Raw genomic sequence first — 12,391 nt, forward strand, 5'->3', positions numbered from 1 at the left:
ATGCTCAGCGTAGAAACCCGCCACGCCATCCATCCCGATCACGCCCGCACCATGGGCACGCAAGAGCTGCGTGAGCATTTCCTGGGCACGGGGCTGTTCGCGCCCGGCGAGATCCGCTTGATCTACACGCATTACGACCGGTTCACCCTCGGAGGCGCGGTGCCGAATGGCGCATCGCTGACGCTCGACGTGGTGGACGAGACGCGGACCGCCACCTTCCTCGAGCGGCGCGAAATGGGCGTCGTGAATATCGGCGGCACGGGACGCGTCTCAGCCGCTGGCGAGACTTGGGAGATGGGGCGCGGTGATGTCCTGTATCTGGGCATGGGCGCAGGACCGGTGACCTTCGAGGGCGACGGCCGGTTCTATCTGGTTTCCGCCCCCGCGCATCGCGCCTGTCCGCATCGCCTGATCAAGCTTGCCGAGGCGAACCGCGTCGAGCTGGGCGAAGCTGCGACCTCCAACAAACGCGTCATCAACCAGTTCATCCATCCGACCGTGATGGAAAGCTGCCAGCTGGTGCTGGGCTATACCCAACTGGTCGAGGGGTCGGTCTGGAACACGATGCCCGCGCATGTCCATGACCGCCGGATGGAGGCCTACCTCTACTGGGGCATGACGCCCGAGGCGCGCGTGCTGCACCTGATGGGCGAGCCGACCGAGACCCGCCACATGATGATCGCCAACGAGGAGGCTGTGATCTCGCCGCCGTGGTCGATCCACTCCGGGGCCGGGATCGGGGAATACACCTTCATCTGGGCGATGGCGGGCGACAATGTCGATTACACCGACATGGACTTCGTGCAGCCGGCGGACCTGAAATGAGCCCGTTTTCGCTAAAGAACCGCCGCGCCCTCGTCACCGGCGCGAATACCGGCATCGGTCAGGCGATCGCAGTGTCGCTCGCCGCGCAAGGGGCACATGTGACCTGCGCGGGGCGGCGCGAATGCACCGAGACGCTGGAGATGATCGCGGATGCGGGCGGGCAGGGCGAGGCGCTGCTCCTCGACTTCGCGGACCCGATGGCCGCGCAGGATGTCTTCACGGATGCGGGCTATTCGATCCTCGTGAACAACGCGGGCATCATCCGGCGCGAAGACAGTCTGGAGTTCACCGAGGCCGATTGGGACGCGGTGATGGACGTGAACCTCAAGGCGCTGTTCTTCACCACGCAAGCCTTCGCCCGCGCCGCGCTCGAGCAGGGCAATACGCCTTCGGCAGTGGTGAACATCGCCTCGCTGCTATCCTTTCAGGGCGGCATCCGCGTGCCGTCCTACACCGCGTCCAAGCATGGTGTGGCGGGGCTGACCAAGATCCTCGCCAACGAATGGGCGGCCAAAGGGATCAACGTAAACGCCATCGCACCCGGCTATATCGCGACCAACAACACCGAGGCTCTGCGCGCCGATCCAGAGCGCAGCGAAGCGATCCTTGCGCGAATTCCGGCCGGGCGCTGGGGCGATCCTTCCGATATCGGCGGCACCGCCGCCTTCCTGTGTTCCCCCGCCGCGCGCTACATCCATGGCGCGGTCCTGAATGTCGATGGAGGCTGGCTTGCCCGCTGAACGTCTCACTCGCGAAAGCGCGAAGCTCAAAACCGGTATCGTCCATCTCGGCCTCGGCGCGTTCTTCCGCGCCCATGGGGCGATCTACACGGCTGAGGCTGCTGCGAAAAGCGGCGGCGACTGGGGGATCACCGGCGTGTCGCTGCAATCGTCGCGGATGCGCGATGCGCTGGCGCCGCAGGATTTCGCCTATAGCGGGCTGGAGTTCGGCCCCGAGGGCGAAACGCCCGAGCGCATCGAGATCGTCAGCGATATTCTGGTGGCCCGCGAAAATCCGCAAGCAGTGCTCGACGTGATGGCCGATCCGGATGTGCGCATCGTATCGCTCACGATCACTGAGAAGGGCTATTGCCATTCGCCCGCGACCGGCGCGCTTGACCCCGATCATCCCGATATCGTGCATGACATGGCCAACGACCTGCCCGTCTCTGCGCCCGGCTATCTTGTGCGTGCGCTGCAGCTGCGCCACGCGCGCGGCCTGCGTCCCTTCACCGCGATGAGCTGTGACAACCTGCCCGAAAACGGCCGGCTGCTGCGCGGCGTGGTACTGGATCTGGCGCGTCGCATCGACCCGGAGCTGGCGGACTGGATCGCGGCTGAGGGGCGGTTCCCGTCGACCATGGTGGACCGCATCGTGCCCGCGACGAAGCCCGAGGACATCGCGCGGCTCGAAGAGCTCGCCGGCTGGCACGACGCCTTGCCGGTAATGCACGAGCCGTTCCGCCAATGGGTGATCGAGGATGATTTCGTCGATGGCGAGCGGCCCGATTGGGGCGCGGTCGGTGTCGAGATGGTCAGCGACGTCACTCCGTTCGAGCATATGAAACTGCGGATGCTGAACGGCACCCACAGCTCTCTGGCCTATCTTGGCTATCTGGCGGGGTTCGAGACGATTTCCGACACGATGGACGACGAGGTGATGGCCGACTTCGTGCGCTATCTGTGGCGCGACGAGATCATCCCTTCGCTGACCCCGCCGCCGGGCGTCTCGCTCGAGCGTTATGCCGACGCGCTCGCAGAGCGCTACGCCAATCCCGCGATCCGTCACCGGACATGGCAAATCGCGATGGATGGCAGCCAGAAACTGCCGCAGCGCATTCTGGCCACCGTCGCCGATGCGTTGAAGGCCGGGCGGAGCTGCCCGGGCCTGATGCTCGCGATCGCGGCCTGGATGCGCTACGTCGGCGGCGTCGACGAGAGCGGGCAGCCGATCGAGGTGAAAGACCCGCTGGCCGCTGAGTTGCGTGCGCTCTCCGACAGTGCCGCGGATGCCGAGGGCAAGGTTGCGGCGCTTCTGTCGTTGCGTTCTGTGTTTCCGCCCGAGCTCGCACAATCCCTGCAGGCCCCGGTCACGGAGGCCTATCGCGCGCTCGTCGAAAAAGGCGCGCGCGCCGCGGTGCGGGAGGTTCTCCAATGATCGAGATCTGGCGTTGGTATGGCCCCGAGCTGGACACGATTTCCCTGCCGCAGATCGTGCAGACGGGCGCATCCGGCATCGTAACCGCCTTGCACGAGATCCCCTATGGCGAGGTCTGGTCGCGCGAGGCGATCACGGAGCGGCGCGCCCGGATCGAGGCGGCGGGGCTGCATTGGCACGTGGTCGAAAGCCTGCCGATCCATGAGCGGATCAAGCGCGGCGAAGGCGATCTGAGCGCGCTCTTCGCCAATTACCGTCAATCGATGGCCAATCTCGCCGCCGAGGGCATCACCACGATCTGCTACAATTTCATGCCTGTTCTGGACTGGACCCGCACCGATCTGACCGCGCCACTTGCGACAGGCGGTAGCTGCCTGCGCTTCGAGGCCTATCGCATGGCGGCTTTTGAGATTCACATGCTGAAGCGCGAAGGGGCCGAGGACGATTACACGCCCGACGTTTGCGCCCGCGCCAAGACCTGGTTCGAGGGTTCGACACAAGACGAGCGTGACGCGCTGTTGCACGCGATCATGTCGGGTCTGCCGGGTGCCTATGACCGCTACGACATCGCCGGGCTGCGGGACCAGCTCGCGCTTTATGACGGTATCGATCGCGACGAGATCCGGCGCAATTTCAAACGCTTCCTCGATGAGGTGATCCCCACGGCGGAGGAACTGGGGCTGCGGTTCTGCGTCCATCCCGACGATCCGCCGCGCGACATTCTGGGTCTGCCCCGTGTCGTCTCCAACGCCGAGGATATCGACTGGATCCTGCGGGCGCATGATAGTCCCGCGAACGGGCTGACGCTTTGCACCGGCTCGCTCGGGGCGAACCCGGCCAACGATCTGCCCGCGATCGCCGAGCGCTTTGCGCCGCGTATCCATTTCGCGCATCTGCGTAACGTGCGCAAAGATCCCGATGGCAGTTTCGAGGAGGCCGCGCATCTGGGCGGCGACACCGACATGGTCGCGGTGGCTGCCGCACTGCTCGCCGAGGAAACACGCCGGGCGTCCGAGGGGCGTGCGGACCCACAGATCCCGTTCCGGCCCGATCACGGTCATGTCCTGCTCGACGACGCCACGCGCGGCTCTTTCCCTGGCTATCCGCTGATCGGGCGGATGCGCGGGCTGGCCGAGATGCGCGGCGTGATCGCCGGATTGAGGGGGCGTCGCGATGGCTGAAGCGATTACACTGCATCCGTGCGACACGGTCGCCGTTCTGCCCGCGCGGGCGGATGCCGGCAGCACGCCGCTCGGCACCGGCGAGCCGCTCGCACATCCGGTTTCCGCCGGGCACAAGCTGGCGCGCGTCGCGATGGCCGAGGGTGATCCGGTGATCAAGTTTGGCCAGATTATCGGCCGGGCCAGCGCCCCGATCGCGGTGGGCGAACATGTCCATAGCCACAATGTCAGCTATTCCAAGCATGACGAGACCCACCAGATCGGCGCGGATCTCGCAAACGCCGAGGCCGCGATCCCGAAGGGCGCGCCCCGCAGTTTCATGGGCTACGAACGCGCCGACGGTCGGGTCGGCACGCGTAATTATATCGCGCTCTGCGCAACGGTGAACTGCTCGGCCACGGTGATCAAATGCGCAGCCGCCGAGATCACGGCTGAGGGCGCGCTCGATCCTTATGACAACATCGATGGCGTCGTCGCCTTCGCCCATGGCACCGGCTGTGGCATGGCGGCGAGCGGGCGCGGGGCGGACAGCCTCGAGCGTGTCCTCTGGGGCCATGCGATCCATCCCAATGTCGGCGCGGCGATCTTCGTGGGACTGGGCTGCGAGGTGATGCAGATTGCGCGCATGGAGGCGCATTTCGGGTCGGCCGGGACCGAACGGTTCCACGCGCTGACCATTCAGGAGACCGGCGGCACCCGCGCCACGATCGAGGCGATCAAGACGAAACTCCGTGAAATACTGCCGGAGGTAAACAAGGCCAGCCGCAGCTCCTGCCCGGTTTCCGCGCTGCGGATCGGATTGCAATGCGGCGGCTCGGACGGGTTCTCCGCGATCACTGCAAACCCGGCGCTGGGTGTTGCCTCGGACCTGATCGTGGGGCAGGGCGGGGGCGTGATCCTCTCCGAGACACCTGAAATCCATGGCGCCGAAGACCTGCTGCTGCGCCGAACGACACCCGAGGTTGCGGAGCAACTCCTTGGCTGTCTCGACTGGTGGGAAGGCTATGCCGCACAGGGCGGCGGCTCGATGGATAACAACCCCAGCCCCGGCAACAAGCAGGGCGGGATCACCACGATCCTCGAGAAATCCCTCGGCGCGGTCGCGAAGGCCGGGGCGACGCCGCTGCGGGCCTTTTATGACTATGCCGAACAGGTCCGCACGCCGGGGCTGAGCTTCATGGACAGCCCCGGTTACGATCCGGTCTCGGCCACGGGCCAGATCGCGGCGGGCGCGCAGATCGTGGTGTTCACGACCGGGCGCGGCTCCGCCTTCGGCTCGAAGCCCGCGCCGACGATCAAGCTGGCGACCTCGGACCGGCTGATGGAGGCGATGCCCGACGATATGGATATCGGCTGCGGTGACATCCTCAGCCAAGGCGTGTCGATCGCTGACAAGGGCGCGGAAATCTTCGAGGCGATCTTGAGGGTCGCGTCAGGAGAGAAGACCAAATCGGAAGACCTCGGACTGGGCGATAACGAATTCCAGCCGTGGCAAATCGGAGCGGTGATGTGACGAAGAAACCCGTGATCGCCTGCGTCGGGGAAGCGATGGTCGAGCTGTCTTTCGATCGCCCCGAGCAGCAGATCGGCTTTGCCGGAGATACGCTCAACACGGCGGTTTATCTTACGCGCGCGGCCGGGGAGGCGGCGCAGGTCGAATTCGTCACCGTGCTGGGGCGCGATGCTGTCTCCGATCGCATGAGCGCTTTCATCGCCGCCCAAGGTGTGGGCTGCGCGCGCATCCGCCGCCACCCCGAGCGCCTGCCCGGGATCTACGCGATCGCGCTCGACGCAGAGGGCGAGCGCAGCTTTTCCTATTGGCGCGACCAATCCGCGGCGCGCTGCCTGTTCGAGGACGGGTTCGCGCAGCTTGAAGGGGTCGATCTGATCTACCTCAGCGCGATCACGCTGGCGATCCTGCCCCATCCGGTGCGCCTGTCGCTCTTGGCGCATCTGGCGGCACATCCCGCCCGGGTGGCTTTCGATTCCAACTACCGCCCGCGGCTGTGGGAAGATGCCGAGACCGCCCGCGCGGTGACGGAGGCTGCGTGGCGGATCGCCGATATCGCGCTGCCATCGCTGGATGACGAGATGGCGCTGTTCGGTGATCGCGATGCGCAAGCGGTGCGCGCGCGGCTCAACGGCTGGGGCGCGCGCAAAGGCGCGTTGAAGATGGGCGCGGGAGGGGCGATATCGTTCGATCCCACCGCCAAGCCGCTCGACCTGGCTGCCGCGCAAAAGGTGGTCGATACCACCGCGGCTGGCGACAGTTTCAACGGTGCATGGCTCGCCGCGCATTTTCGGGGCGCTTCAGACAAGGACTGCCTTGTTCAGGCGCATGCCTGCGCGCTCGAGGTGATCGCGCAGCCGGGGGCGATCATAGCTGCGTAACTACCAAAGAGGGGGGCTCCTTTGCGGCATGAGACATTATCTCGATTCTGTAGAATTCAATGCCTTGCGGGGAGGGTGGGTGCTCCATGTCGTTAGTCGAGCAGGGTCGCTCCCGTCTTTTGCATGCCCGACACTATACGTCAGGCAACGGGATATCCTTGGTCGAGCACCTATAGGCGGTGAAGTTTGCCTGCTTGCATGAAGGGGGCGGGCAGTCTTGAAAACGCCTGTCCCCCGTCAGCGCCCCTGGGACATCTGAGTTGATTTTGTAACGGCGAGTTTCTGGCTCATCGTAACCACCAAGGCGTGAAGATGAAACAGAAAGCCGGAACAGCGAAGCCGACGGCGGAGTCGATGAAGAAGAACATCCGCCGACGAATGCGGAAGCAACATCCTCCTGGGAAGGCTGCGGCACGAAAATAGCGTCGGGGTGTTCGTTTCGCAGCATTTCGCGGCACTGGTTTCATATGTATATCAATCAGTTGATATCGGGCAGGCGTGTTCGATAACTGACATGCTGCGTTGCGATCCGAACACCCCCGTATGAAAGAGTGTTGTTTATCGAACACCCGAAGCCCATCGGCGCTGCATGTTCGATAATATTCAGTCAGGCCGCGAAATGGCTGTTACCGAACACCCTGAGGGTATCCGGCCCATGTGTTTTCCTATGCCAGCGGGCTTTGACTTGGCACGGCGAAGGTCACCTTCCTGGTTTTTCGCACGGGAGTTCGAAGAGTGCAGGGCAGTTGACCTGCCACGGGACACCTGAGCTACCCCCTGAAATTCGGACACTGACATAAGCTACGATTTGCAGTCTGCTGATCTTCGACGAGAAGGAGATCAGAGATGTCGAAACGCAAGCAGCACGCGCCCGAGTTCAAGGCAAAGGTCGCGCTGGAAGCCCTGAAGGGTGAAGAGACAGCGGCCGAACTGGCGAGCCGGTTCGGGGTGCATCCGACGATGATCCATCAATGGAAGCGGGCCCTGCTCGAAGGCGCGTCCGGCGTGTTCGAGCGCGGGGGCCGCAAGAAGCCCGAGATCGACGAGGAGCAGGTGAAGGAGCTCCACGCCAAGATCGGGGAGCTGGCGGTGGCCAACTCTTTTTTGGAACGAAAGCTGAAGCCCTGGGGCGGGAAGTGAGGCGCGGCATGATCGAGCCTCACCACCCGGACCTGTCGATCGGCCAGCAGTGCAAGCTGCTGTCGATCGCGCGCTCGTCTTTCTACTACACCCCCAAGGGCGAGACCGAACAGAACCTCGGCCTGATGCGACGGATCGACGAGCAGTTCCTGGAGACCCCGTTCTTCGGCGTCCGGCAAATGACCTGGCATCTGCGTAACGACGGACACTTGGTGAACGAGAAGCGGATACGGCGACTGATGCGCCTGATGGGGCTGATGCCGATTTACCAGAAGCCCAACACCAGCAGGCCCGCAAAGGGCCACAAGACCTATCCCTACCTGCTGCGAGGTCTGCGAGTGGATCGCCCGAACCAAGTCTGGTGCTCGGATATCACCTACCTGCCCATGAGGCGCGGATTTCTATACCTCGTTGCGATCATGGACTGGCACACGCGAAAGGTCTTGGCCTGGCGGATCTCGAACACGCTGGAGGCCGACTTCTGCGTCGAAGCGCTGAACGAAGCCGTCCACAAGTTCGGCCCGCCCGAGATCATGAATACCGATCAAGGGTCTCAGTTCACGTCCTTCGCCTGGACGGACACGCTGCGTCGATCCGGCGTGCGCATATCGATGGATGGGAAAGGCCGCTTCCTGGACAACATCTTCATCGAGAGGCTGTGGCGCACCCTGAAATACGAGTGCGTCTACCTGCACGCTTGGGAGACAGGATCGGAGACGAAGGCGGCCATCCGGAAATGGATGACCTTCTACAACCACCAGCGCCCTCACTCAGCCCTCGGCGGCAAGCCACCGGCGCTGGTGTATTGGCAGAGAAATGATATCAACCAACCCGGTCAGCAGGTGCAACGAGTAGCTTAATTTACGTCAGATCCTGTCCAAGAGATGGGGAGTAGCTCAACCATCAGCTCATCTCACAGAGAAACTGAGCTGCCGGTATCCGCGAGGACGATGGTTTGGAACCGGACACCTTCCCCGCGACGACCAGATCCTGACGCTCGCGCTGACCGAACGAACTCCCTTTTCTCCGAACACGATGTGTGAGCAGAGAACGGGGAGCATTCACTTTCAGCTATCCCGATTTCAGGGCCTTGCATGCGGCGAGCACCCGTTGCGCCGACGCCTCAGATGAATCTCGGCGGATTGACCACTGGGTCCTCGTATAACACGCTGTCAGCAAGGTGGTTTCGAGCGCAGATGCGCGGTCGCAGCGTCTGCTCATGGCCTCCCGATTGGCAGCAGAAAGCCGATTTCATCTTCGATAGCCTTGATCATGACTGGCTTCATACGCCTTGGCGTATGGGCCGTTATCGGAAAAGAGTTGTTGAGTTTCGGTCGGTTCCTCATGCCGTTGGGGAGCGAGGCCCCCACGCCTTTTGCGATCGCGAGCAAAGTGCCAGGCTGCTGCACGACGATCAGAGCGGGCGTAGGCATGCGGATTGCCCCTGTCTCTCTGATCTTGTGAAGAGCTCGGCAGAGAGACTCGCAGGACATACTCAGCAGAGAGGCGATGTCGCGCCGCTTAAGTGATATCGGCAACTCTGTATTCGTCGTGCTGGATTCCGCTGGCAGCTGCGCAAACAATAAGGCCGCAACACGTTGTGTCGTTCCCTTGCCGCGCTGGGATGACGCCCAGAGGCGTTCCTTCTCGAGCTGGCGGACGGTCGCGGCGAGATAGCCTTTCTGCCACGCTGCGTGCTCGGACAGCAGCGCTTCAAAACTCGAACGCGTCATCCAGCAAAGGGCAACATCTGTCGCAGCTTCCCAAGCCAACCTGTTCTCGGAGGTTCCGAGATCACCAATGATATCGCCGGGGGAAAGCAGGCTCAGGATGTGCATTTCACCGTCTTCAGTCTGGTTGACGACTTTGACGATTCCAGAACATAGAATACCAATCGAGGCAGCGGGTTCGCCCTGGGCAAAGATGGTCGTGCCCGAAGGGAAGCGGGCGACGTGTGTTCGCGTCGCCAAGGCTTTCGCCGCGCATGCGTCAATCTCCCCGAAGAATCCAATTCCATCTTCCACGAACTGTCGACAGGTCGATGATGATGCGCAGGTGAGTTGACTATTAAGCAGCATTTAGACCTCGCCTAACTGAAGTTTCCTTGCGGGTCGGTTTCGAGGACCTCCGCTCAAACTTCCCATCTTATATTAGCGCGATCATAAGGAACGGTCCTGACATGGATCAGCGTGCCGAGTGCAATCACGTCAGCAATGGGCCTTCCTGGTCCATGTAGGAAGGATCGAACTCTGCCTCGCTGATCAGCCGGTCGTAATCGTGGAAGGAAACGCGGCCCGAGCGAAAGGTGACCAGCCCATCCTCGCGCAGCCGGCGAAGCGCTCTGTTGACGTGTATCGCGCTTAGCCCCAGAGCATCGGCCAGATGATACTGCGTGAGCGGACAATCGAAGCCGCGCTTGTCCGCAAAGCCCACGAAAGAAAGGCGCTCGCCAAGCTCGAGGAGAAAATGTGCGACGCGTTTATCCGCGCTGCGACGGCCAATCCCCACAAGATGCTCGACGACCATCGCCTCGTCGCGAGAGGCCGCCCAAAGGATGGCGGTCGCAAGCCGCGGTGTGGTCTCAAAAACATCGAGCAACTCATCCAGCCGCACTTCTGCCGCCTCGATCTTGACCACCGGCTCGAAGCTGTGATCGGAGGTGCGCAAGAGTATGCTGCGCAGGCCCAGGAAATCACCGGGGACCTGAAAGTCGACGATCTGGCGCCCGCCATCGGGCTGGATCTTGTAGGAGGAGACCCATCCTTTCGAGAGAATATAGGTGGCGTGTTCTGATTGGCCCTGATGAACCAGATCGCGTCCCGCCGCGAACGAGCGGCGGCGGCGAAATAAGAGCTTCAGAGCCGTGCGTTCCTGATCCGTTAGGGTGACGAATGCCGAAAGCTTGCGCGCGAGTGGGGTGTCTTCCATCCGTGGCTTGCTTTCCATTGGTCCCGGTCAGCACAGACTTGGTGTCGCAAGCCTAAGCTGCTTTTGATCAGTCCAGCCGAAAGGAATTTCTGTCATATTGCATGTTGGCACCATTACCAGCCGGTGGCGACCCAAATTCCACAAGGAAAGGCCGAAACCAATGTCCTCGAAATCGGAATATGCAGGGATCGCTGCGCTGTCGATCTGCGAGGCGTTGCTCTTGGCGATGAACGATCGTGGTTTGCTGTCGGAGGCCGATGTCGTCGGCGTGCTCGAAGATGCGGCCACAAGTCATGAAAACGCGGCTGCCGCATCTCTCGCAGGGGAGGCGCATCTGGCCACGGCAGAGCTGATCCGCGCAATCGTCGCAGGCGGAAATTCCGTGCGCAGGCTGTGACCGGGATTTAGGGTTCTTTCGAGAGCCGGAGTTAGCGCAACATATGTAACCGCCCCAAACGCAAGAGGTATTTTCAGAGCTTTTCTGACACGTCGTCGGGTGCTGACATATGTCCGGCCTCATGATGCGACCTCACAGATGTCGCGGGCCCGTATGGTGTTCGAAGATCGGGTCCAAATCAACGCCGCGTGCTCAAAGGCACTCTGTTGCGCACTGGTTCTCCCGATCCCGTCTCACGACTGTTGCGCCAAACTGCTCCTTGCCCTCTTACGCTCCGACGTCCTCGCGGCCGACGTTGGTTCTACACCGCGCCGACCGGAGATCGATAGACACCGCCCCGGGCCATCAAGGCCCAGACGATGCGCGCCATCTTGTTCGCAAGGGCGACGCGCACCAGCATCGGTGGCTTGCGTGTCAGCAGATCACCCAGCCATGTGCCGGGTTGTGCCTCGCGATGGACGTGCCGCTTGATGATAACGCTGTTGGCGCCAATGATCAGCAGACGGCGAAGCGACCGCTCCCCCATCTTCGTCGTCGCTCCGAGCCGTTGCTTGCCGCCGGTCGAATGCTGCCGCGGGACAAGACCGAGCCAGGCCGCAAAATCCCGACCCTTGCGGAATGTTTCGGGCGGAGGCGCGAGGGTCGCGATGGCCGTAGCGATCAGCGGGCCGATGCCCGGGACTGACATCAGGCGCCGCGCCACTTCGTTGTCCTTGGCGCAGCGGGCGATCTCGGCATCGAGCTTCCTGATTTGCTCCTCGAGCTGTGCCAGGGTTCCTACCAGAACTTGCAGGGTGGCCGTCGCCTCAGCGGGCAAGCCGCTCTCCGGATCTTCGACGAAAACAATCAGCTTCGAGGCGTTGGACGCTCCTTGTGGCGCGACCTGCCCGAACTCGGCCAGATGACCGCGCAGCGCATTGATCGCCTGGGTGCGCTGACGGATCAGAAGCTCGCGAACCCGGAACACCATCGCCGCGCCCTGGGTCTCGCCGCTCTTCACTGGCACGAAGCGCATCGTTGGGCGCAGCGCCGCTTCGCAGATCGCCTCGGCATCGGCCGCATCGTTTTTCTGACGCTTCACAAAGGGTTTAACATAGGCTGGTGGGATCAGTCGCACATCGTGGCCCAGCTTGCAGATCTCGCGGCCCCAGTAATGCGCGCCGCCACATGCTTCCATCGCGACAACGCAGGACGGCAGCTGACTGAAAAACTCCAGAACCTGCGCTCGCCGCAACTTCTTGCGCAGAACAGGTTGCCCCGCTCCATCTGCCCCGTGGACCTGAAACACATTCTTCGCCAGATCGAGCCCGACCGTGATAATCTCCGACATGACCGTCCTCCTTTGTGGATCATCGCAGACCCACCTTGGCAC

Annotated in this window: 11 protein-coding genes; 8 read left to right on the top strand and 3 right to left on the bottom strand. The window is 62.7% G+C overall.

The window, feature by feature from the left end; translation table 11 throughout:
* The 7 genes from kduI (at window position 1) to AC2TZ7_RS06515 (ending at window position 8,554) form a co-directional block, all read left to right on the top strand.
* The gene (gene kduI, locus AC2TZ7_RS06485) at window positions 1–825 is read left to right on the top strand and encodes a 5-dehydro-4-deoxy-D-glucuronate isomerase (RefSeq protein ID WP_274963302.1); all 825 of its coding nucleotides are present in this window, start codon (window positions 1–3) and stop codon (window positions 823–825) included.
* Window positions 822–1,565, top strand: a complete 744-nt coding sequence (gene kduD, locus AC2TZ7_RS06490; RefSeq protein WP_274963303.1) for a 2-dehydro-3-deoxy-D-gluconate 5-dehydrogenase KduD — start codon at window positions 822–824, stop codon at window positions 1,563–1,565. Before kduI ends, kduD begins: the two co-directional genes overlap by 4 nt.
* Window positions 1,543–2,982, top strand: coding sequence for a mannitol dehydrogenase family protein (locus AC2TZ7_RS06495; RefSeq protein ID WP_489866791.1), 1,440 nt, complete (start codon window positions 1,543–1,545; stop codon window positions 2,980–2,982). The genes kduD and AC2TZ7_RS06495 overlap by 23 nt, the downstream gene beginning before the upstream one ends.
* Window positions 2,979–4,163: a mannonate dehydratase gene (uxuA, locus tag AC2TZ7_RS06500; protein WP_489866294.1), complete on the top strand. Its 1,185-nt coding sequence runs from the start codon at window positions 2,979–2,981 to the stop codon at window positions 4,161–4,163. The genes AC2TZ7_RS06495 and uxuA overlap by 4 nt, the downstream gene beginning before the upstream one ends.
* Entirely contained in the window at window positions 4,156–5,676 is a 1,521-nt protein-coding gene (locus AC2TZ7_RS06505) for a UxaA family hydrolase (protein WP_489866295.1), read from the top strand. Before uxuA ends, AC2TZ7_RS06505 begins: the two co-directional genes overlap by 8 nt.
* Window positions 5,673–6,554: a sugar kinase gene (locus tag AC2TZ7_RS06510; protein WP_489866296.1), complete on the top strand. Its 882-nt coding sequence runs from the start codon at window positions 5,673–5,675 to the stop codon at window positions 6,552–6,554. The genes AC2TZ7_RS06505 and AC2TZ7_RS06510 overlap by 4 nt, the downstream gene beginning before the upstream one ends.
* Window positions 6,555–7,400: 846 nt before the next feature.
* A protein-coding gene (locus AC2TZ7_RS06515) for an IS3 family transposase (RefSeq protein WP_489864349.1) occupies window positions 7,401–8,554 on the top strand; the annotation gives its coding sequence in 2 pieces (ribosomal slippage) (window positions 7,401–7,653 and window positions 7,653–8,554; 1,155 coding nt in all).
* A gap of 357 nt (window positions 8,555–8,911) precedes the next feature.
* Here AC2TZ7_RS06515 and AC2TZ7_RS06520 read toward each other — a convergent pair.
* Both AC2TZ7_RS06520 and AC2TZ7_RS06525 read right to left on the bottom strand, forming a co-directional pair.
* On the bottom strand, window positions 8,912–9,772 hold the full coding sequence (locus AC2TZ7_RS06520) for a Crp/Fnr family transcriptional regulator (protein WP_489866297.1): 861 nt from the start codon (window positions 9,770–9,772) through the stop codon (window positions 8,912–8,914).
* A gap of 124 nt (window positions 9,773–9,896) precedes the next feature.
* On the bottom strand, window positions 9,897–10,622 hold the full coding sequence (locus AC2TZ7_RS06525; RefSeq protein WP_489866298.1) for a Crp/Fnr family transcriptional regulator: 726 nt from the start codon (window positions 10,620–10,622) through the stop codon (window positions 9,897–9,899).
* Window positions 10,623–10,782: 160 nt separating this feature from the next.
* Between AC2TZ7_RS06525 and AC2TZ7_RS06530 the strand changes: the two genes are divergently transcribed.
* Window positions 10,783–11,019 (top strand): hypothetical protein, encoded by a 237-nt coding sequence (locus tag AC2TZ7_RS06530; RefSeq protein WP_489866299.1) that lies wholly within the window; start codon window positions 10,783–10,785, stop codon window positions 11,017–11,019.
* A 301-nt stretch (window positions 11,020–11,320) separates the two neighbouring features.
* On the opposite strand, the gene AC2TZ7_RS06535 is transcribed toward AC2TZ7_RS06530, so the two are convergent.
* Entirely contained in the window at window positions 11,321–12,349 is a 1,029-nt protein-coding gene (locus AC2TZ7_RS06535) for an IS110 family RNA-guided transposase (protein ID WP_489866300.1), read from the bottom strand.
* Window positions 12,350–12,391: the final 42 nt, after the last annotated feature.

It is taken from the genome of Thioclava sp. ISO4 (genome assembly GCF_058105145.1).

Excerpts from the sequence above, each read along its gene's own strand:
- kduI (WP_274963302.1), top strand. The coding sequence starts at position 1 with ATGCTCAGCGTAGAAACCCGCCACGCCATCCATCCCGATCACGCCCGC.
- kduD (WP_274963303.1), top strand. The coding sequence starts at position 822 with ATGAGCCCGTTTTCGCTAAAGAACCGCCGCGCCCTCGTCACCGGCGCG.
- AC2TZ7_RS06495 (WP_489866791.1), top strand. The coding sequence starts at position 1,543 with ATGGAGGCTGGCTTGCCCGCTGAACGTCTCACTCGCGAAAGCGCGAAG.
- uxuA (WP_489866294.1), top strand. The coding sequence starts at position 2,979 with ATGATCGAGATCTGGCGTTGGTATGGCCCCGAGCTGGACACGATTTCC.
- AC2TZ7_RS06505 (WP_489866295.1), top strand. The coding sequence starts at position 4,156 with ATGGCTGAAGCGATTACACTGCATCCGTGCGACACGGTCGCCGTTCTG.
- AC2TZ7_RS06520 (WP_489866297.1), bottom strand. The coding sequence starts at position 9,772 with ATGCTGCTTAATAGTCAACTCACCTGCGCATCATCATCGACCTGTCGA.
- AC2TZ7_RS06525 (WP_489866298.1), bottom strand. The coding sequence starts at position 10,622 with ATGGAAGACACCCCACTCGCGCGCAAGCTTTCGGCATTCGTCACCCTA.
- AC2TZ7_RS06530 (WP_489866299.1), top strand. The coding sequence starts at position 10,783 with ATGTCCTCGAAATCGGAATATGCAGGGATCGCTGCGCTGTCGATCTGC.
- AC2TZ7_RS06535 (WP_489866300.1), bottom strand. The coding sequence starts at position 12,349 with ATGTCGGAGATTATCACGGTCGGGCTCGATCTGGCGAAGAATGTGTTT.